Source organism: Paenibacillus sp. JT22N12, assembly GCF_056269365.1.
On record NZ_JBWDNU010000011.1, the window covers coordinates 1 to 18,541 of the forward strand.

The following is an 18,541-nucleotide window of genomic DNA, read 5'->3' on the forward strand; positions in this document are numbered from 1 at the left end:
TAGCTCAGAAGAGGGCCGTGCACGAAACATCGACCTTAATGGCTTAATGAAAAATACCATATTCGGGGATGCACAGAAGCTCTATGAAAAGGTGTTAACGGATCTAGGAGCGATCGGGGAAATGTCATACCTTCTTGACAGTTGCGTACGTGCGGACAGCTATCTTCAGTTGTCTGTAGAGGAACTGAGCTATAAGCGATCAGACCTGCCCGAAAGCGTCCGCTTCATCGGTGCGCTTCCTACCCCTCCTTCCGTAGATGCTAAATTGCCAGCATGGTGGTCGGATGTGTTAGAAGCTGAAAAAGTTGTCGTTGTAACACAGGGAACAGTAGCAAACGGTGACTTCACTCATCTCATTGATCCAACACTAGAAGCGCTAGCTGACCTGCCCGTTCTAGTTATTGCGGCGACAGGCAGCAAGAATGAAGTCAAAAACGTACCAGCCAATGCACGCGTCGTGGAATTCATTCCTTTCGTCGATCTCCTTCCGCATACCAATGTTCTCGTCACAAACGGTGGTTTTGGCGGGACGCAGCAGGCGTTAAGTTTCGGAGTGCCGATGGTATTGGCTGGCATTTCCGAAGATAAGATTGAGGGTAACGCTCGCACGGCCCATACTGGTGCCGCAATCAATCTCAAAACCCAAACACCGATGCCAGAGGCGGTTCGGGAGGCGGTCCTTAACGTACTCACTAAGACGGAATTCTTAGCGAATGCACAAAGATTGAAGGCGGAATATGCTGCCCTTGATCCGTTCACGGCCATCGCGAATGTCGTCGCCGAGTTAGATGCCAAATAATATTATCCTTGTCAACCTATATTGATGACCGGGGAGATAAGGGAGATATTAATGAAGGGAATTATTCTCGCAGGCGGGACAGGATCCAGATTGTTTCCACTAACCAAAGTGACGAATAAACACTTATTGCCAGTCGGTGTAGATATCCCATGATATTCCATCCGGTTTTTAAATTAAAGCAAGCCGGTATGAAATTCTTGTCGTAACAGGAAAAGAGCGTTTAGGAGATGTTGTCGTATAACGAATCGTACAGGGGCTTTATCCACGGGGATTTTCAGCTGGGAATAAGTGATCTGAGGATGGTCTCAATTTTGTTGCAGGAAGGAGCGATGACGGCAGAACAACTTGCTCAGCGCCTAAGCCTGACGACGGGGGTTACCATCGTCAGCTTCGCAAAGTGACGAAGGGAAAAAGCATCTTTCCAACGGATGAATCGTTACTAAAAATGCTCTATCTGGCCACCATGGATGATACGCGTAAATGGACTGGCCGTGTTCAAAACTGGGGTCAAATGCTCCTGCAGCTCTCTGTCTTCTATCCGGATCGCATCGGGCAGCATTTACGATAAATCCCCCCTCGGGGGAGCCTTCAAAAAGAGTTTACACAAAAGATTTGACAGACCCAACGGCCAACGGATACGTTAGTTCAAAGCATCTTGGAGCAGTTTGCCGGTAGCAACTGCTCCAGTTAGCTGGGGGAGGTTGGGTTTATGAGAGCAAGCAGCGGCACAATTATGAAACAACTGCTTGATTCAGATTATATTGATGCAAAGTTAAAGATCTTGTCTTATGACCATGCATCTCATGTGGTTCGTATGGCGTATGGTGACCCAACTAGTTATGATAATGATGTAACCCTTATTTTCAGGGACGGTTTTTCAGCCAATTTTAACACTTGGCTGGAAGGTATAACTGGAACCATTCCGATTAAACCAGGCGGTTCTGACTTCTACATTCATGACATCTCAATTCAGGGTATCGAAATCGATGCTGCAATTGATGATTTTCTTTTTCTTTAAGCCCGTAATATTAAGCATTCAAGTATAAAACTTTATTTTCATCAGACATTCTGAGAACTTCCAACTTGACAGGAGGAAAAGATTGGCCTAAAATGACAGTAACCACTGACAGACATTTGATTTTTGAAGGGAAGCTTATCATGAAAAACGACAAAATGGGAACTGGGGATAGACTCTTACAAGCTGCTATAGACCTAATCTCGGAGAGAGGCTATAACGGCGTAACTACGGAGGAAATCGCCACTACTGCCGGTTTAAGTGAAAAGACGCTGTTTCGTCATTTCGGAAGCAAGCGGAACCTCCTTGAGTCGGCTCTCGACCGGTTTCACTACGCCGAAGAGATGCGGTTGCTTTTTGAGGAAAAACTTGTATGGGAGTTGGAACAAGACCTCTATACCATTTGCAGAAAATATCACGAGATTATGAACCGAAATCGGAAGTTGATCCTGATCAGTATCAAAGATGAGGCTCATTTGCCCGGGTTCAAGGAACGAAAAATGCAGCACCCTCATCAGCTGTTAGAATTTCTGACGAAATACTTGACCACGATGGAGGAAAAAGGCAAGATCATTTGCTCAAATCCGGAGATGGAGGCTTTTACTTTTTTAATGGCGCAATTCGGCGCTTTCATCAATGATTTGGAAGCCGGTGAGAACTACCCAAATATCACCCTCGGACCCTTTATGAAGGTGAGTGTGAAGATGTTAGCTAGGGCTATAGCTCCCTAGTTTTTTATGACCATTATTTCAGTAAGTACTGACGGTCATATTTGAAAGGATGGAATTTCATGAAAAATCAGTCGACGAAGATGAAGACAGTAGGAGACCGACTGATGCGCATCCTCCTGCTCACACTCACGACTCCATGGCCTCTATTACTTCGCATTCGGCAGAACCCAACGCGTCGAGCCGTCCGAGACCCACTTGAACATGACATAAGCCGTGACGTACGCTCCAAGGATATATATCCTTGGCCAGCTTTCGCGCTCAGGCGCATTCAAGGCGATAGTGGTTAATTTCAATATATAATATTCCTTGACAGGAATATTCCTTTTAGGGTATATTCAAGGCAAGAACCGAAAACATATGAAAAAGGAGTGAGTTGGTTTGAAGAAGTTGACATTCCTGATAGTTGCCGTCGTGTTGCTCGGAGCATTGGCCAGCAGACCCGTGTTAGCTTTCACCGATTTAAATGATGCTGAACGAGAAGCCATTCTTCAGCTAAAGGATCGAGGTATTGTATCCGGCATCACAAGTAGCCAGTTTGCACCGCGTGAGAAAGCCAGTGTTGCACAAGGTGTCAATTTAATTGTGAAAGGCTTGAATCTGAAACTTGATCAGACCGGATCGGGTAAAAAGCCGGTCGCCACAGATTTTTTTCATACGATTTCCAATCACGCATGGTATAGCGATTCCTTTGTAATCGCACGTGTGAACGGATTGGAGCTTTCGAGTGAGGTTAATCCAAACGCTGATTTGTCCAGGCAGCTATATGCGGAGTTGCTGAAAAAAGCCGTTGGCATCAAAGGGTTAGACCTAAGCGATCCCGCCTTCTTCGAGAACCTAAATAACGAGGCCATGACTCGGGGAGAAGCAGCATTGTGGTTATATAAAACCATTCAATTTGTCGAGTCGCAGCAATCAAAAGAGAAACGCGGTCATTACGCCACAGTGAATGGGCTCAACATGTATTATGAGATCCATGGCACGGGCGGGCATCCGGTCGTCTTGCTCCATGGCGCATTTATGTCTATTGACTCCGCGTTTGGCACACTCATTCCCAAACTTTCCGAGAGCCGACAGGTGATTGCTCTCGAAATGCAAGGTCACGGACGTACCGCTGACATTGACCGTCCGTTAAGCAGCGAGCAGATGGCCGACGATGTGGCTGAGCTCCTGCATCAAATCGGGATTAAGGATGCCGATATAATCGGCCATTCCTTAGGTGGTGCAGTCGGAATTCAAATGGCTGCCCGGCATCCGGAGCAGGTTCGAAAGCTTGTAGTAGCCTCGTCGACGTTTAAGAGCGACGGCATGTACGATGAGGTTAATGGAATGATGGATTTCATCACGCCGGAAATTTTCGTAGGCACCCCAATTGAAGAGGAATATAAAAAGCTGGCACCGCGTCCGGAAGATTTCCCCAAGCTGGTTAACAAAATCAAGGCGATGGGTAGCGTAAAGCTAGATTGGACGCCTCTGATCAAATCAATTAAAGCTCCCGTACTCACTGTCATTGGGGATTCTGACAATGTTCGTCCCGAACATGCATTGGAGATGTTTAAGCTGCTTGGAGGTGGTGTAGCTGGAGACCTGACTGGCCTTCCCAAAGCTCAGTTGGCTGTGTTGCCCGGTACGACTCATGTGACCTTAATGGAGAATACGGATTTGATTGTTGCCATATTCACCCGATTTCTGGATGCTTCCAAAGAAGAAGAGTAATTCTCGGGCACTACTTCAATTTCCGGAATAGCAGGACTTGATGGCAGAAAATTAAGTCGAAAAATTGGTGCTAACGCGTGTCTTCCAACGCTCCCAGAGAGCGGTGCTCATTACATCTTCCGTTACGTTTTCATTCAGCCTTATTCGGTTCCCCCTGGAGAACCCATACCATTATTAGGAGGAGATTAATATGAATATGAATCAACATGCAGCAAAAGCAACAACTCGAGTAGAAGGTCAAGCACTGATCGTCGAACGCATTTTTCAAGCGCCGCGAGAGCTGGTATGGGATGCCTGGACAAAGCCGGAGCATGTGGCCCGGTGGTGGGGATATGGCGGAGTACCTCTTTTCGCTTGCGAGATCGATTTGTGCGTTGGCGGTACCTATCGATACGTTCAACGTGGCCAAGACGGGACCGAGTTTCCTTTCACTGGCACATATCGCGAGATTGCCAAGCCTGAACGGCTGAACTACACCATGATTTTTGATATGGCCCCGTATAACGAGCATGAATCCCTCATATTCGACTCGTTCGAACAACTTGATGTGGGCCTAACCAAACTGACTATGCGCACGGAATACGCATCTGCTGAAGCCCTTCAAGGTTCCATTGCTTCCGGTGCGGAGCAAGGCGCAATTGCATCCATGGAACGCTATGCTGAATACTTGGCAATGATTCAGCAGGCTAAATAGCTTACGAAAGGAGAATGAATAAAATGAATCAAGAAGTGACCACATTTATTGAAAATCTGAATCCACAATGGCAAATTGAACTGAGCGGCAAGCTGCGGCAGATGGTTCATGAGACGATTCATGGAGTGGAAGAAAAAATTCAATACAAGAAGCCACATTTTCTAAAAAACGGGCAATTTGCAGCGGTTATTTCGCCTTCGAAGGATGCAATTGCATTCATGATTATGAATGCAGCTGACGTTGAGTTTCCAAAAGGCTTTGAAGGACCAGCAGAACGGAAATGGATCAAATTGCGTGAAGGGGCTATACCTGATTTAGCACAATTGTCCAGCCTTCTGTCGAAAGCGTCCAAATCGCTGTAACATGGATAATGGGGGAGGGGTTATATGGATACGGCGACGTCGAATGCACGTGGGAGGAACGATTTGATCGTCTAGTCAACTATTTGCAAGAAATGAAGAGGGTTGGGCCTCCTATTAGGAGGCTGTAACTTGTCCGGATAGCGTTAATATTCTGGAGTGTTCCAAATGAAGAGAGTGAAGCCGCGGCTCTTCACTCTCTTTTTATTTCAAATGAAAGGAGGTTGATTATCCATACAAGCGACCAATATTAATTCTTTAGTCTTGAATGATGCGGTAAAGGGACCTATGTGGAAAGCTGATCGAGCGCTGGCGCCAGATTTGGCAAGAGGGGCAATGCTGCTGTTTATCGCACTGGCAAGCGATCCGCCATGGCTTTACGAATTTTGTGCAGCATCAACCAAGCCGTGGGGTAACTGACTTCGAGTTCGCGGGCGACAAACACCGCAGGTTGTTCTCATTCTCTTTCTCGCAAAATCGAATCAAGCTATGTCTTCTTTAACATTATCCTGACTATAACCAAGTGCTGTATTTATAGCGACAGTGTCGAAATAGTATGGAAATCCTTCAATTACTAAATTGTCCTTTATTTTTAGGATTTGGGCGAAAGGTAGCCGGATTTCTATTTCAGAATGTCTTGCAGTCGCCACTAAAGTACATCCCATAAAAAGGGTGTCACCGTCAAGTGTCGCAAGCATGTTCTCGGTATTCATGGAGTTCCACGAATTATGCATAATTTTAAAGAGTCTTCCAAGAGCTTCATAACCACGCCAATCGCCAGGATAAGGAAGCGAAGTTGGTTCATGCACCACGATGTCGGGGTGAAAGACTGATTTAATACCACTAAAATCGCTTCCATCAGAGCGCATAAATTCCATCTCAGCAGTAAACATCCGGTTTAATATTTCCATTGCCTTTGTGTTGTTGTCGCTAAATGCATTATTCATTCATAAATTCCTCCATTCATCATTTTTCAATACATACTTAATTATAGATCATGAGAAGTTTCGAAATGTTGCTATTACATTCACAGATGTGCCTGATGCATATGTGTTTTAGGTTTGCGAAGGACGAAGAGAAATGCGCAGCAGATTTAGCTGATTGGGCAGAAAGGAACAAAGTGAAGATAACCAATACATCTTTTTTTAGATGAATATAAGATGTGCATGGAGTACCTTTGTTTGTTGAGCTAACGGGTACGATAGTGGAGGAGCTTGCTTCGAGGCAGATCCTCTTTGGATTATTGAAGTAAAGGGCAGTAAACGACAGATAGACATATCCAATATATTGTGCTTATCCAGTTGAATGGAGGGTCAAGCCATGGGCATTAGGAATTATCTGATTGAAGGCGTTTCCGGCACCGGCAAAACTTCGGTTTGCAAAAAATTGCAGCGGCGCGGCTACCATGCCATTAATGGTGACCGTGAATTGGCTTATCAAGGCGATCCGGAAACGGGTACACGGACGGATGGCGTCACGCACGAGCACCACATTTGGCATGTAGATAAAGTAAAAGCTTTAGTCGCCAATCAGCATGAGGCGGTAACATTTTTCTGCGGTGGTTCTAGGAACTTTTCGAAATTCATAGATCTATTTGACGGCGTGTTTGTCCTCGAGGTCGACCTTGACACATTGAACCGGCGGCTTGACGAGCGACCGGAAAATGAGTGGGGCGGAAAGAAAACGGAACGGGAACTCATTGCGCGATTGCACCAAACGAAAGAAGACATTCCGAAAAACGGAATTATAATCGACGCCACCGCACCGATCGAGCACGTCGTTGACGAGATCGTCCGTCAAAGCGAAGAAAATAAACGCCAACGACAGTAACTTACGGGCGCTCACGGTCGGCTCTTTGCTAGCATCGTCAGTATTGATACATATTCATTATTTCGGTCCAGGTGATTTGGTTCTGACTTCATAATTGAACCCATCTTGAGACAAGATCGTTGCTTAGAATTGGCATTCCAGGATACAGAGGAAATGATTTACTTTTAATTGTGGCATGTGGTAGCTTTGAATTACCAAATATGTAAAGGGGTGAAGTGCAATGAATACAACTCAAATTATGATCTTTGAACAAACAATTGTTTCATCGCGCTCATCTAATCGGAGAAATCTTTTCATAATAACTAATGATCAGATGATGCCATGGTCTTTTTTGCGTTCCATAAAACAATGAAAGGGGTAGATGATTTTCAATAAGATCAGAATCGCTTACGGTGAGGTACTTGAAAATTTCAAACCCATATTACGGAATGCTTATCAGAGCATATACAACTATCAGCTGGATCGTACAACCGAAAATGAATCACAAATGCGCGAAGCCATTAACGCGACAAGGGAGATATTGGAGTTTTTTGCAACCCATTTGCCTTATTCAAAGGCCAAATATATATTAGCCCTGAAAAGATTGGATGAAATGGCTTCGTTTGACCTAATTATGTGTTTTGATCAAGCGATCTTTGAAATGCATGTATGGCAAACGCTATCAGAACTGAGAATCAAGCAAGGACAATGGGCCAAAAACAACACTTGGAGCAAGGAGCTTCGCGATTTATTGAATGAACGGCAAGAAGTTCGCCAAAATGATAACAACTTGAATGTTGAAGAGGAATTTCTAGTCAGCGGTACCCCGGCATCTAGAGGAAGTGCTCAAGGACGGGCCTGTATTGCTTTAAATAAAGAACATTTTAATAAAATAAAAAAAGGGGATATTCTTGTCACAACGATGACAACCCCCGATTTTATTGAGGTAGCCCATCTGATTTCCGGTCTTATTACAGACCGTGGTGGAGTCGTCTGCCATGCGTCGATTTTAGCCAGAGAATTCAATATTCCTTGCGTCGTAGGATGTCAAACTGCAACGACAACCATCAAGGATGGCGATCAAATTCGTTTGGACGCGACCTCAGGAATTGTAGTGAGTGTGATCCAATGAATCGTTATCGGTACTTGGTACCATTAGAGGATGCCGTAAATCCGTGTGAATTTGGAGGGAAAGCGTCGCAATTAAATCTTGCTATTCAACACAAGCTGCCCGTACCTAAAGGATTTGTGATATCCGACTCCTTTCTTAATCAATTTGAATCGGGCGAAATCTCCTTGGAAAAAGAGCTGCATCAGGTTCTGAGTAAGCTGGGGCCGATTGCCGTCAGATCGTCCGCTGTCGGCGAAGATAGTCAGAACAAAAGCTATGCAGGGCAATATATTTCCTGCTTAAACGCAGCTACTGTCCAGGCGATCGAAGAAGCGATAATTGCTGTCCGAGAATCGGTTTTTTCCAAGAGAGTGAAGGTTTACAATGAAAGGTTCGGGATAACTGAAATTCCCAAGATGGCAGTCCTTCTTCAAAAAATGGTATCTGCAAAGGTGTCGGGTATCCTTTTTACTCAAGATCCCGTCTCTAAAGCAGACGAGAGAATTATAGAAGCCAGTTGGGGGCTTGGTGAGTCGATTGCATCCGGGCGAATTATACCTGATTTTTTTCGATTAAGCAGGGTGGGTCAAATCCTTGAACAAAGGTCAGGCAATAAGACGGATCTAAACGTAAATAAGATTTGTTTAAATGAAATAGAACTTCAAAAACTTCATCAGTTAGCAACGTGTTGTGAAAATGTATTTGGCAGGGAGCTCGATATCGAGTGGGCATTCGTTCAGCAGAAGCTCTATCTGCTCCAGTGCAGGCCGATTACCTGTTGACACTCTTTTCTATCAGAACAAAAGTAGTGGGAGCTTAAAGAACAGTTAGCATTTCTTGCTTGTGAAGCAGTGAAACAATCATTTTAATCGAGCTTTTTTGACTTACAGCAACGTGGAAGCCTTACAGAAGTCCGGGCACTACGCGGGGGGAGAAGTTCAGGTTACTGATATTTGTTCCAAGCACCATGAGGCGGATTTGCCGCGTCCAGTAAGACGAGATTCTTGCTGTCGTGTTAAATAGTGTAAATTCATTAGATGCTGACCCCGTGTTTTGTAGGGTTCAAGCTCTTCTTTACATCCAGAAACTGAACAACGGGGCTATGATAATGGCCACCCCAATCGAGCAGACGCTCGTATGGTCTGTACATCATATAAAGGGCCGGGACTTTCTCATCTTGAGGATCCCGGCCTTTTCGCTTTATATTGTTTGAAATATATAGGACTAGATATATTGAATTTTTCTTCAAGCATCACATACGCGTGTCGTACATGGCTTAAAATCAAATATTATAAAATAAGTGTTATTACACCATTTACAACAGTGTGCGACATACAGTATGATGTAATCAGGAGTTGATGAAATAAATGGATATCAATGAAACGATCAGCGGATTAACACAGGAGTTGCGGCGTGGAACGATTATTATCGGCGTGCTCAGTCAATTATCTGAACCGCAGTATGGTTATTCCCTGGTCTCCATCCTGGAGGAGAAGGGCATTAACATCGATCCAAGCACCCTGTACCCGCTCTTGCGCAGACTGGAGAAGCAGCAATTGCTTGAAAGCAAATGGGACACCAATGAAACTCGCCCTCGGAAGTACTATTTGCTCAGTTCTATAGGGAAGGAAGTTTACCGGCAGCTTTGTCTAGAATGGAGGAGCATGAACATGAGCCTTGAAAATTTGATTGGAGGAGACGATGGGGATGGAGTTAGTTAAAAGATACATTTTTGCGGTGACGCAAAACTTGCCTGAGAAGCAGAGGACGGATATAGAGAAAGAGCTGAAGGGTTTAATCGAGGATATGCTTGAGGAGCGCGTCCAAGGTAGAGAAGCGACCAGGACGGATGTGGAAGAGGTGCTTCTTGAACTGGGGAATCCGAGTGAATTATCTGAAAGGTACAGGGGAGATAAGAGATATCTGATTAGTCCGGCAATCTTTTCGACCTATCTGTCCGTTCTCAAGATGGTAATTATCTCGATTGCAGTTGCAATGGCAGTCGTGTTCACGATTGAAACGTTCATGAATCCATCGCAAGTCCTTAACCATTTGGTGAGCAATCTGGCTTCCTTCCTTATCGTGGGTTGCGTTCAAGGCTTCGCCTGGGTGACGATCATGTTTGTCATAATAGAGGTTGTAAATGCTAAGAAAAGGAAGCTGGGAATCGCCCATGACTGGAAACTGTCTGAATTACCAGCCCTGCCTGATCGTCGGATTCGAATTAAGCGTGCCGAGCCTATAGCAAGCATAATCATTACCGTTTTATTCTTCGTGCTGTTTACCTTCTCAATCGACCTTTTTGGTGTATGGAGGTTTGAGGACGGCGGTTATTCGACGGTTGTGTCATTCTTCAATGAAGAAGTGTTTCGCGGGTTCCTGCCGATAATATGGATCCTGCTGGCCTTAAGCATCTTGAAAGATATCTTGATGATGATTTCAAGGAAGTGGACAGTAAGGCTGGTCGGCTTTGAAATCTTGCTCAATATTTTCTATTTCGTCCTCGCGCTGTTCATGTTCTCGGATATGGCGATATGGAATTCCGATTTTATGCAGCAACTCGCGCAATCCGGTATAACGCCGCTCCGCAGCGAGGCATTTGAAAGAGTGAGTGAGATTTGGGATCGTATCAATGAAGGTTTAATCTATCTGATAGGATTAGTTATTGCCGTACACGTTATCTTCATGGCTGTTAAAGCATTTCGGATCAAACAGATCTCATAATGTGTATCGATGCCTTGATCGGGCTGGCTTCCTCTCGGCTGTTGGAGTGGAATGCCGCCAGCACGAAGTGCCGGTCAGCCTATGCAGCTGCTAAGATTCAATAGGCTTAGATCGGGCAGCCGTAAACGTTAAGCTAACAGGTACGTTAGTGAGGAGCTTGCCGCGCGGCAGCTCCTCTTTTGGTTTTGAGTTATGACCACTTAACGATCACAATCCTAATCCTTCAATGCGCGAATCTACCCAAACCTTCACCGTAAATAACGCCTTGAATAGTCATGAAAAAAATGCCCCTATACAAAAATGTATAGGGGACTTGGACGTGCTTCAGGTTAAGTACACATTACGAGACCGGAGGCGTATCGGTAATATCAAGGTCGCTCGGAGAAACAGCGTCAATGTACTTCATGCCTTTTCCCTCCAGCGTTCTGCTCACTTGCAGCGTTTCCAGGGTCGGCTGTTCCCAGACATTCTTCACTTGTTGTTCCATGTTATCACCTCCCTTCAAAGTGATTTCTTACAGTCTTTCATCGTACTCAGTAGTGGCAGTACAACGCCGCCAAAGGGGCACGGCCGGTCCTTCTTATTTCAGGATATTGGCTGCAAAATTAACAAATATATTTTTCATATCTTCTTCTACGACTGTACTGCCATAAATAAGCTTCCCTTCGTTGGTTGTATTTCCTTGTATAATATGTCCGCCTCCCGCATAGGAAACGTATATTCCGGCGTTCGGTTCTCCTTTACGGGGATTCATCGCGTTGTTCTTGAAAATAATAATACCGTGGCTCGTCATTAGTTTGCTGTTGGGATCACCCGTCCGCAGAGCGATGTTATATCTGTTGTTTGTGGCCGTGTTCTGTGTGATATTGCAATAGCTGGAACCATTTTTAATATCGATGCCATAGTAGAAGCCTGTAACCGTGTTGCCTATTATCGAGCTGTTCTTTTCCGCTTCCACCGAAATCCCCTGCTGATCGCTTTTGTTTACGCGATTCTCGGAAACCGTGTTATTGGAAACCGTATTGTATTCTCCTCCACCGTACAGTGAAAGATGTCCGTCGCCGGAATTTCGGATGGTATTGGAATCGATGATGGAGTTTTTGGATTGCATGCTGATAATACCGGAACCACTGTTGCTTTCTGTAACGTTGTGCCTGACTATGCACTTATCCGATTTGTATAAATTAACGCCTTGTGAGAAATTCATCATCGCCATATTCTCAATCAAACAATCTTTGCTTTTCTGGACGAGGACGGCAACTCTGGACATGTAATGACCATCCGTTGGCATTGCGTTACCTATTAAGCTTCCACCTTTCAGATGCACATTTGAAGTATTATATATCCAGAAAACCCCGTATTCATATGCCGTTGAGGTTTTAAATGTGACGTTGTCCATTACAATGGTAATAGGCTTAGTGATCTTTAAAGCGGAATAGCTTTTCCCATAATCCGTATAAACAATATGCTCCGGATTTTTATTAATATTATAAACTCCCGGGGGGATGACGATTTTGCCTCCGCTTGGCGTTTCATCGATCATTTTTTGAATAGCCGGAGTATCATCCCTGATGGCTGGAGCAGCGGCTGCCGCGAGCTTATTGTTGGGAGAATAGTTGGGATTATTAACATCGAATGGAGGGAACGTTTGGTTAAGGCCAGTCAAGGAAAAAGCAAGTGGCAGACAAAGGACCGCAAGTATATAAAGATAAAATCTATTTCTTTTGCTTATTGTTACTGTCAGCTGTCTGTCCGGTAAGTTGGAAGACGGAAGTTTGTCTGAGACAGCCATAGGAAACAAAAAGAGCGGATGTACACGGGTTGCGAAGCGATTTCTAATCAAATTTGATTACCTCCAATGTTTAGATGTCTTGTCCATTGCATAAACGTTCTGAATGATCTCATGAAAAGACAACAGCTTATATAAAAGATACGTTATGTATCATTAAATGAAATTGATGATACCAATTGTAGCATATAATGAATTTGAGATATCACTTCTATCAAATGAGTTTTTTTTAAGAAAACAATAGTAAAGCAGGTCTCGGTGCATGTTCAAGATTTTCAAACATCAAATAAAAACCTCAACCTGTAGAACAGAACTGCTAGTAATGCAAGCTGATTCGATGAAAAGGAAGCGTCGAAGTCGTTTTCTTCCCCTCAGAATATAAGCAAAGTATAAATCTGTACTTTCTTATATTTTTAAAATTTTTTCATTCTCAATGAAGTGGAATTTACTCTTAATGGGAGTATACTTAAAGGATCAAAAACAATTTGAAACTGAGGTGATTGAATGGTTGTACATGAGTTGGCGCCAAGCAGGTATTGGAATACGATCGGCTCGCATGAGCCTGTACTGACCGTCAACGACGGCGACCGGATAACGACCTCGACGGTGGACGCCCGAGGATGGGATCGATACGGAAACTCGGCTGCGATGGCGGGTAACCCGATGACCGGACCGTTTTATGTGAAAGGCGCGGAGCCCGGGGACACGCTTGTCGTCCGCTTCGAATCGATTGTGCCGAACCGCGAGTGGGCATGGTCGATGGATGTTCTTGCTCCCAATGTCGTCGATCCGTCCTATTTTCCAAACCTTCCTAAAGCGGAAACAAAGAGATGGAAGATCAATACCGAGAGCCGGACGGCTCGGCCGGAGCTTGAATCTGAAATGATAGCTGGCTTGCAGCTTCCGCTTGCTCCCTTTTTCGGCTGCTTCGGCGTCGCTCCGGCGTTGGGCCAGGCTATCGGTACCGCAACCTCCGGTCAATACGGCGGCAATATGGACTACAGAGGCTTTGGAGCTTGCGAGACCATCTACTTGCCTGTATTCGTCCAAGGTGCGCTCTTTCATCTCGGGGATGGCCATGCCGTGCAAGGGGACGGCGAAATCGTGGGCACAGGGCTCGAAATTTCAATGGATACGACATTCTCGCTTTCATTGCTCAAAGGGCAAACGATCGGCTGGCCGCGCGGAGAGTCGGAGGATTCGATTTTTACGGTAGGAAACGCCAGACCTCTTGATCAGGCCCTTCAGCATGCATCGACGGAGATGCTTCGCTGGCTGACCAATGAGAACGGCTATGGCTTAAGCGTACAGGAAGCAAGTCAATTAATGGGTCAGTGCGTGGAATACGAGGTAGGCAATGTTTTTAATCCTGCCTATACGATGGTATGCAAAATGAAAAAACGTTGGCTTCCTTCAAAGAGAGCAAATTAACCCGTAGTGATATTTTTATTGCGGCTGTACTGATGACCCGTGCATACATAAATGCTGTCCCCAGTGGTATGCGAAATGATCTTATCATTCAAACAATCGGCTCTTTGATTATTATGGTTCCGTCTTCGGATTCGGGGTTTGTTAATCAGTACGTTGGCAGTCAACCTATAATTCTAAGCGTTAAAGGTTTGTTTTATCTCTTTGTAGTTGGCTGTTTTCTCTATGGGGGAAAGCTCGAGATCGGTAAGGAATGAATAATTAACAATAGTTCAAACCACCTTATAATAGGTGGTTTGAACTATTGCAATTTAATATCTTTTCCCCTTTAAACCAAATGATAGAAGTGATAAAATGATGGATAACGAAGGCCATATTCAATGAACCACAGTCAGGAAGAGCTCGCAAGAGCTCTTCTTTTATATTTATGGAGCCGATGAAAATAATATGAGTCTTCACAACTATAACGTGAATAGTTACATACCAGGGATTTAGTCCAACTCTGGACATGATGACGTCCGGGTAGAGAAACATATATAGTCACTGGTATATTTCAACCGCGAGGAAATATTAAAAAAAGATTATGTAGGAATAGAGGTCAATTCTGATGGCGAAATGGGATAACATGCTGTCCATGCTTTGGATGCTGCGATCCGGAAGGAAGCACACCGCCGCGCAGATCGCGGACAGCTTGGAGATTAGCATCCGTACCGTTTACCGGTATATCGACGCCTTATGCGCAAGCGGAGTGCCGGTCGTCGCAGAATCGGGACATGACGGCGGCATTCGCATTCTGGAAACCTTCAAGGAGACGCCATTGTTCTTCACCCTCGTAGAGCTGAAGGCGCTCGCGGACGCGTTTAAATTTTCGCAAGGCGCCGGCTATCCTTATACGGAGGAGCTGGGAAGCGTGTTGAAGAAGGTGGAAAACGGGCTGCACGAAGAGCAGCGCCACGATTTGCCCCGTCACACGAGCGGCTTGGATGTAATTTCTCCGGCACGACCGCCTTCCATTGTTCTGTTGTTACGGGACCTGGAGCAGGCGGCGATGGACGGACAAACATTGCGCATGACCTATCGCAAAGTAAATGCAGAGCAAGCTAACGAGCGTGAAGTTGATCCGTACGGGTTGGCTTACGACCAGAACGAGTGGTACGCTGTCGCGTTCTGCCATCGATCGAAGGCGGTACGGACTTTCCGAGTGGACCGTATCGAACGACTGGAGCCGACTCGATCGGGATTCATAAAGCCGGAGCATTTCTCAGCAGCCGTCTATTTCCGCGACCAGTCCGAACGGGTACGGGAGGCGGACGGACCTCTGACGGTCATCTGTATCGAGGGAGATCCCGACACGATGAAGGCGGTTTGTGGTCACTGGCATTTGCGCCACTATTTGACGGAGCGGACCGATCGAGAAGCGCGATTTCTGCTCGATATCCCGACGATGAACAAGTATCTTCCGAAGTATCTGGTGACATTCGGAACGACCATTCGCATTCGGGAGCCGCTGGAGCTGAGGCGTCGAATTCAGGAAATGGCATATGGAATAGCAAAACATTATGAAGACGCTCCCGATTGAACTCCCCTGACAACGGTTGTCAGCAAATCTGGTATACGATAGAGACAAGGTTGCGGCAGCCATACGAAAGGAATGTGATTTCATCCATGACTCAAAACCCGAAAAAATTGTACGAGTATCATGTGTGGGCAAATAATCAGTTCTTCACCTGCTTGGAGCAGCTTCCGGTGCATGTGTTCCATGCGGAAGTGACGAGCGTGTTCCCGTCCGTATCGCAAACGTTCGGGCATATGTACTTGTTCGAACAGATCTACATGTCTGTGCTAGCGAAAGTTCCGAACGAGGACATTTTTCCGAAGATCCAGGGTTGGACGGAGGAAGCGAAGGATAAATCTGTGGACGAGATGCGGCAGCTTTTCGCCTGCCTCGCCGAACAATTTCGAGAGTTGCTGCGGCGTACGTCCGATCCGGACAAGGCGATGACGATCGTGCATCCGCAGTACGGCCGAATCGATACGCATTTCTCTGAGATCCTGCAGCATGTAGTCAACCACGGGACGTATCACCGGGGCAATGTGACAGCGATGCTGAGGCAGCAAGGGTATGGCGGGACTCCAACTGATTATATGTATTATTTGATGAAACGACAGGAATGACCGCGGTAAGCTGTTCCGAATTCTGTCAACTTCCTACTAAGGAGGAAACCCGATGTCTTCTTTTAAAATGGAGTATAAAAATCCGGAGGGTATATTCAAATCAACAGCATTTAGTCAAGCAATTACTGAAGCTTCTGAAAATGCAAGTTTCGCCAATCTGGTCAAGCTCAATATCTATTTAGTTAGCGGAAGTGACCCCAGGATTGGTTACGAGGCTTTTCAGGAGACGGCCGGTATGTTAGATCACCCGCCTTTGGTCACCGTTTTATTTGTTTCAGAATTCTCGCGTCCGTCTTGTCTTCTTGAAATAGATGGAATTGCAGTCATTGAAGACATAAGCTAATAGCGACAAAAGAGAGGGAATTATGGTCTATACTGCTTTGCTTCGCGGAATCAATGTTGGTGGAAATAACAAAGTAGATATGAAAATACTTAAAAAATCATTCGAGCAAGCCGGTATGAAAAACGCCGTTACTTATATCAATATGGGGAATATCATTTTTACAACCGCCGGCAACTCCAAAAAGGATATAGCGCAAATTCTCGAAAAAGCTATTCTGGAAACTTTCGGACTGCAAATCAAGGTGCTGGTCCTTAGCTTGGAAGACATGAGGAAAGTGATATCCTCGATTCCCGAAGCATGGATAAACAATGACGAAATGAGATGCGACGTCCTGTTCCTATGGGAAGATATCAATGACGAATCCGTACTCGACCAGCTGGCCATAAAACCGGAGATCGAAACAGTGAAGTACGCTCCGGGCGCGATCCTATGGGCGATAGAAAAAATAAACGTGAATAAAATAGGTATGACAAAATTGGTTGGTACAAAAATGTATCAACAAATGACGATCAGGAATTTAAATACGACGCGAAAAATATATCAGCATATGCTGGCAGCAATCGAGAAAGAAGGGGTGTAACTGAAGTGTACTTGGACCCGAGTCCAGCAGTTGAATACAAGTGGCGGTACGGGTTTGCAGGTCAAGGAAACGCTCACCACCACGTCAAAAGCGATGGAGATCCAAAGCACCCCAAATTTAAATCTAATGATTCTAATTTGGGGTGCTTCTTGTTCGTTTATTAGCTATGGGTAGTACCAGCGAACTGACACCGCCCGCTAAGAAGATGTAACTAAATTACAGTATTATCTTATTGGATATAACTTCAGAACAAGAGTGTCCTCCACTATGTTTATGGCTGATGCTTATAGCCATCTTCAATAATGTCTAAAGCACCGGTTTCGGGATTAATAACCAAGCCGTGAACTGGAATATCCTTAGGGATTAACGGATGGTTTCGAATCACCTCAACACTTTGGTGAACGCTTTCCGAAACAGAATCAAACCCGCGTAGCCAATCCTTTATTTTAATTCCTGAATAATTCAAAGTGGTAATCGTTTGTTCGGAAATTCCTCGCTCGATCATCTTTCTTGTAGTTTCAGCTGCATTTACATGGGTCATACCGCAGTCGTGGTGACCTACAACGCAAACTTCGTGGGCGTTGAGATCATAAATGGCAACAATGATGCTTCGCATAATACTGCCAAAAGGGTGAGAAACAACCGCACCGGCTGTTTTAAGAATTTTGGCATCCCCATTTCGTAAATTCATCGCCTTTGGCAGCAATTCCGTTAGCCTGGTATCCATGCAGGATACAACCACTAACTTCTTGTTGGGAAGCTTTGAAGTTTGATATTTTTCATATTCCTTATTATCGACGAACCTTCTGTTGTGCTCGAGCATTTCATCTAAAAGCATGTTAGCCACTCCTTTTTTTTATTATTGTTCACTCCGGGTCCCGGCGCAATATGTGCTGCAACCATAAAATTCCCTTTTGGCCCTTTTTTTAAGAACCATCGGTGTCCGGTTCGGAACAAGAACCGGGATTCATTTTTAAAAATCACCCCAGTTAGCTCTTCGTGGACCAGGAGGACGCTCCACTATAAAGTTTAAATCGCAGAACATACAAAAACAACTCATTGAAAAAATTACTGCCGAGCACCTGGTCATCGGGATCGACATCGACCAGTAAACGCATGTTGCACAAACGGTGAATGCGAACAATGGGAAGGAGTCCGGAGCCTCAGCGCCTACCAAAATTTCAATGTGGACGGGACTGAAGGGCAGGTTCGAAAGCTTGTAGTAGCCTCGTCGACCGAATACCAATATTCCAGTGAACTATTTACGGTTC

21 protein-coding genes and 2 pseudogenes are annotated in these 18,541 nt (G+C 45.1%); 18 read left to right on the forward strand and 5 right to left on the reverse strand.

Annotated features, from left to right (window positions below; translation table 11 throughout):
- From AC0YOA_RS28870 to AC0YOA_RS28890, 5 genes and pseudogenes are all read left to right on the forward strand, one after another.
- Positions 1-799: glycosyltransferase (locus AC0YOA_RS28870; RefSeq protein WP_475789566.1), on the forward strand; the 799-nt coding region annotated here is incomplete at its 5' end.
- A 51-nt stretch (positions 800-850) separates the two neighbouring features.
- Positions 851-1,034, forward strand: a pseudogene (locus AC0YOA_RS28875) (sugar phosphate nucleotidyltransferase); the annotation flags it as partial.
- 141 nt (positions 1,035-1,175) lie between these two features.
- Positions 1,176-1,367: pseudogene (locus AC0YOA_RS28880) on the forward strand (IS256 family transposase); the annotation flags it as partial.
- A 141-nt stretch (positions 1,368-1,508) separates the two neighbouring features.
- Entirely contained in the window at positions 1,509-1,817 is a 309-nt protein-coding gene (locus AC0YOA_RS28885; RefSeq protein ID WP_475789567.1) for a hypothetical protein, read from the forward strand.
- Positions 1,818-1,957: 140 nt separating this feature from the next.
- The gene (locus tag AC0YOA_RS28890) at positions 1,958-2,545 is read left to right on the forward strand and encodes a TetR/AcrR family transcriptional regulator (RefSeq protein WP_475789568.1); all 588 of its coding nucleotides are present in this window, start codon (positions 1,958-1,960) and stop codon (positions 2,543-2,545) included.
- Between the two features lie 146 nt (positions 2,546-2,691).
- Here AC0YOA_RS28890 and AC0YOA_RS28895 read toward each other — a convergent pair whose 3' ends face one another.
- Positions 2,692-2,838 (reverse strand): hypothetical protein, encoded by a 147-nt coding sequence (locus AC0YOA_RS28895; protein WP_475789569.1) that lies wholly within the window; start codon positions 2,836-2,838, stop codon positions 2,692-2,694.
- Positions 2,839-2,923: 85 nt separating this feature from the next.
- Here AC0YOA_RS28895 and AC0YOA_RS28900 point away from each other — a divergent pair, with 85 nt between their 5' ends.
- From AC0YOA_RS28900 to AC0YOA_RS28910, 3 genes are all read left to right on the forward strand, one after another.
- Positions 2,924-4,258, forward strand: coding sequence for an alpha/beta fold hydrolase (locus AC0YOA_RS28900; protein ID WP_475789570.1), 1,335 nt, complete (start codon positions 2,924-2,926; stop codon positions 4,256-4,258).
- A gap of 190 nt (positions 4,259-4,448) precedes the next feature.
- Positions 4,449-4,952 (forward strand): SRPBCC domain-containing protein, encoded by a 504-nt coding sequence (locus AC0YOA_RS28905; protein WP_475789571.1) that lies wholly within the window; start codon positions 4,449-4,451, stop codon positions 4,950-4,952.
- 23 nt (positions 4,953-4,975) lie between these two features.
- Positions 4,976-5,314, forward strand: coding sequence for a DUF1801 domain-containing protein (locus AC0YOA_RS28910; protein ID WP_475789572.1), 339 nt, complete (start codon positions 4,976-4,978; stop codon positions 5,312-5,314).
- A 479-nt stretch (positions 5,315-5,793) separates the two neighbouring features.
- On the opposite strand, the gene AC0YOA_RS28915 is transcribed toward AC0YOA_RS28910, so the two are convergent.
- A complete protein-coding gene (locus tag AC0YOA_RS28915) occupies positions 5,794-6,258 on the reverse strand; it encodes a nuclear transport factor 2 family protein (RefSeq protein WP_475789573.1) in 465 nt (154 codons plus the stop codon).
- A 373-nt stretch (positions 6,259-6,631) separates the two neighbouring features.
- On the opposite strand from AC0YOA_RS28915, the gene AC0YOA_RS28920 reads away from it, so the two are divergent.
- The 5 genes from AC0YOA_RS28920 (at position 6,632) to AC0YOA_RS28940 (ending at position 10,955) form a co-directional block, all read left to right on the forward strand.
- Positions 6,632-7,141 carry an AAA family ATPase gene (locus AC0YOA_RS28920; protein WP_475789574.1) on the forward strand — a complete coding sequence of 170 codons (510 nt, stop codon included), beginning with the start codon at positions 6,632-6,634 and terminating at the stop codon, positions 7,139-7,141.
- Between the two features lie 361 nt (positions 7,142-7,502).
- Positions 7,503-8,252 (forward strand): PEP-utilizing enzyme, encoded by a 750-nt coding sequence (locus tag AC0YOA_RS28925; protein ID WP_475789575.1) that lies wholly within the window; start codon positions 7,503-7,505, stop codon positions 8,250-8,252.
- Complete coding sequence (locus tag AC0YOA_RS28930; protein WP_475789576.1) at positions 8,249-9,013, forward strand: PEP/pyruvate-binding domain-containing protein; 765 nt, start codon at positions 8,249-8,251, stop codon at positions 9,011-9,013. Before AC0YOA_RS28925 ends, AC0YOA_RS28930 begins: the two co-directional genes overlap by 4 nt.
- Positions 9,014-9,598: 585 nt before the next feature.
- Positions 9,599-9,952: a PadR family transcriptional regulator gene (locus AC0YOA_RS28935; protein ID WP_475789577.1), complete on the forward strand. Its 354-nt coding sequence runs from the start codon at positions 9,599-9,601 to the stop codon at positions 9,950-9,952.
- On the forward strand, positions 9,939-10,955 hold the full coding sequence (locus tag AC0YOA_RS28940; RefSeq protein WP_475789578.1) for a hypothetical protein: 1,017 nt from the start codon (positions 9,939-9,941) through the stop codon (positions 10,953-10,955). The genes AC0YOA_RS28935 and AC0YOA_RS28940 overlap by 14 nt, the downstream gene beginning before the upstream one ends.
- Positions 10,956-11,295: 340 nt before the next feature.
- On the opposite strand, the gene AC0YOA_RS28945 is transcribed toward AC0YOA_RS28940, so the two are convergent.
- The gene (locus AC0YOA_RS28945) at positions 11,296-11,442 is read right to left on the reverse strand and encodes a paeninodin family lasso peptide (protein WP_210044200.1); all 147 of its coding nucleotides are present in this window, start codon (positions 11,440-11,442) and stop codon (positions 11,296-11,298) included.
- Between the two features lie 93 nt (positions 11,443-11,535).
- The gene (locus AC0YOA_RS28950) at positions 11,536-12,747 is read right to left on the reverse strand and encodes a right-handed parallel beta-helix repeat-containing protein (RefSeq protein WP_475789721.1); all 1,212 of its coding nucleotides are present in this window, start codon (positions 12,745-12,747) and stop codon (positions 11,536-11,538) included.
- A gap of 501 nt (positions 12,748-13,248) precedes the next feature.
- Here AC0YOA_RS28950 and AC0YOA_RS28955 point away from each other — a divergent pair.
- The 5 genes from AC0YOA_RS28955 (at position 13,249) to AC0YOA_RS28975 (ending at position 17,270) form a co-directional block, all read left to right on the forward strand.
- Positions 13,249-14,175 carry an acetamidase/formamidase family protein gene (locus tag AC0YOA_RS28955; RefSeq protein WP_475789579.1) on the forward strand — a complete coding sequence of 309 codons (927 nt, stop codon included), beginning with the start codon at positions 13,249-13,251 and terminating at the stop codon, positions 14,173-14,175.
- Positions 14,176-14,779: 604 nt separating this feature from the next.
- Positions 14,780-15,751 (forward strand): helix-turn-helix transcriptional regulator, encoded by a 972-nt coding sequence (locus tag AC0YOA_RS28960; RefSeq protein ID WP_475789580.1) that lies wholly within the window; start codon positions 14,780-14,782, stop codon positions 15,749-15,751.
- Between the two features lie 86 nt (positions 15,752-15,837).
- Positions 15,838-16,347, forward strand: a complete 510-nt coding sequence (locus AC0YOA_RS28965) for a DinB family protein (RefSeq protein ID WP_475789581.1) — start codon at positions 15,838-15,840, stop codon at positions 16,345-16,347.
- Positions 16,348-16,399: 52 nt separating this feature from the next.
- On the forward strand, positions 16,400-16,690 hold the full coding sequence (locus AC0YOA_RS28970; RefSeq protein ID WP_475789582.1) for a hypothetical protein: 291 nt from the start codon (positions 16,400-16,402) through the stop codon (positions 16,688-16,690).
- 22 nt (positions 16,691-16,712) lie between these two features.
- Positions 16,713-17,270, forward strand: coding sequence for a DUF1697 domain-containing protein (locus AC0YOA_RS28975; RefSeq protein ID WP_475789583.1), 558 nt, complete (start codon positions 16,713-16,715; stop codon positions 17,268-17,270).
- A 271-nt stretch (positions 17,271-17,541) separates the two neighbouring features.
- Here the strand turns inward: AC0YOA_RS28975 and AC0YOA_RS28980 are convergent, their stop codons facing one another.
- Positions 17,542-18,108, reverse strand: a complete 567-nt coding sequence (locus AC0YOA_RS28980; RefSeq protein ID WP_475789584.1) for a beta-class carbonic anhydrase — start codon at positions 18,106-18,108, stop codon at positions 17,542-17,544.
- Positions 18,109-18,541: the final 433 nt, after the last annotated feature.

Excerpts from the sequence above, each read along its gene's own strand:
- AC0YOA_RS28930 (WP_475789576.1), top strand. The coding sequence starts at position 8,249 with ATGAATCGTTATCGGTACTTGGTACCATTAGAGGATGCCGTAAATCCG.
- AC0YOA_RS28940 (WP_475789578.1), top strand. The coding sequence starts at position 9,939 with ATGGAGTTAGTTAAAAGATACATTTTTGCGGTGACGCAAAACTTGCCT.
- AC0YOA_RS28980 (WP_475789584.1), bottom strand. The coding sequence starts at position 18,108 with ATGCTTTTAGATGAAATGCTCGAGCACAACAGAAGGTTCGTCGATAAT.
- AC0YOA_RS28960 (WP_475789580.1), top strand. The coding sequence starts at position 14,780 with ATGGCGAAATGGGATAACATGCTGTCCATGCTTTGGATGCTGCGATCC.
- AC0YOA_RS28915 (WP_475789573.1), bottom strand. The coding sequence starts at position 6,258 with ATGAATAATGCATTTAGCGACAACAACACAAAGGCAATGGAAATATTA.
- AC0YOA_RS28965 (WP_475789581.1), top strand. The coding sequence starts at position 15,838 with ATGACTCAAAACCCGAAAAAATTGTACGAGTATCATGTGTGGGCAAAT.
- AC0YOA_RS28920 (WP_475789574.1), top strand. The coding sequence starts at position 6,632 with ATGGGCATTAGGAATTATCTGATTGAAGGCGTTTCCGGCACCGGCAAA.
- AC0YOA_RS28910 (WP_475789572.1), top strand. The coding sequence starts at position 4,976 with ATGAATCAAGAAGTGACCACATTTATTGAAAATCTGAATCCACAATGG.
- AC0YOA_RS28970 (WP_475789582.1), top strand. The coding sequence starts at position 16,400 with ATGTCTTCTTTTAAAATGGAGTATAAAAATCCGGAGGGTATATTCAAA.
- AC0YOA_RS28890 (WP_475789568.1), top strand. The coding sequence starts at position 1,958 with ATGAAAAACGACAAAATGGGAACTGGGGATAGACTCTTACAAGCTGCT.
- AC0YOA_RS28935 (WP_475789577.1), top strand. The coding sequence starts at position 9,599 with ATGGATATCAATGAAACGATCAGCGGATTAACACAGGAGTTGCGGCGT.
- AC0YOA_RS28905 (WP_475789571.1), top strand. The coding sequence starts at position 4,449 with ATGAATATGAATCAACATGCAGCAAAAGCAACAACTCGAGTAGAAGGT.
- AC0YOA_RS28975 (WP_475789583.1), top strand. The coding sequence starts at position 16,713 with ATGGTCTATACTGCTTTGCTTCGCGGAATCAATGTTGGTGGAAATAAC.
- AC0YOA_RS28945 (WP_210044200.1), bottom strand. The coding sequence starts at position 11,442 with ATGGAACAACAAGTGAAGAATGTCTGGGAACAGCCGACCCTGGAAACG.
- AC0YOA_RS28955 (WP_475789579.1), top strand. The coding sequence starts at position 13,249 with ATGGTTGTACATGAGTTGGCGCCAAGCAGGTATTGGAATACGATCGGC.
- AC0YOA_RS28950 (WP_475789721.1), bottom strand. The coding sequence starts at position 12,747 with ATGGCTGTCTCAGACAAACTTCCGTCTTCCAACTTACCGGACAGACAG.
- AC0YOA_RS28925 (WP_475789575.1), top strand. The coding sequence starts at position 7,503 with ATGATTTTCAATAAGATCAGAATCGCTTACGGTGAGGTACTTGAAAAT.
- AC0YOA_RS28885 (WP_475789567.1), top strand. The coding sequence starts at position 1,509 with ATGAGAGCAAGCAGCGGCACAATTATGAAACAACTGCTTGATTCAGAT.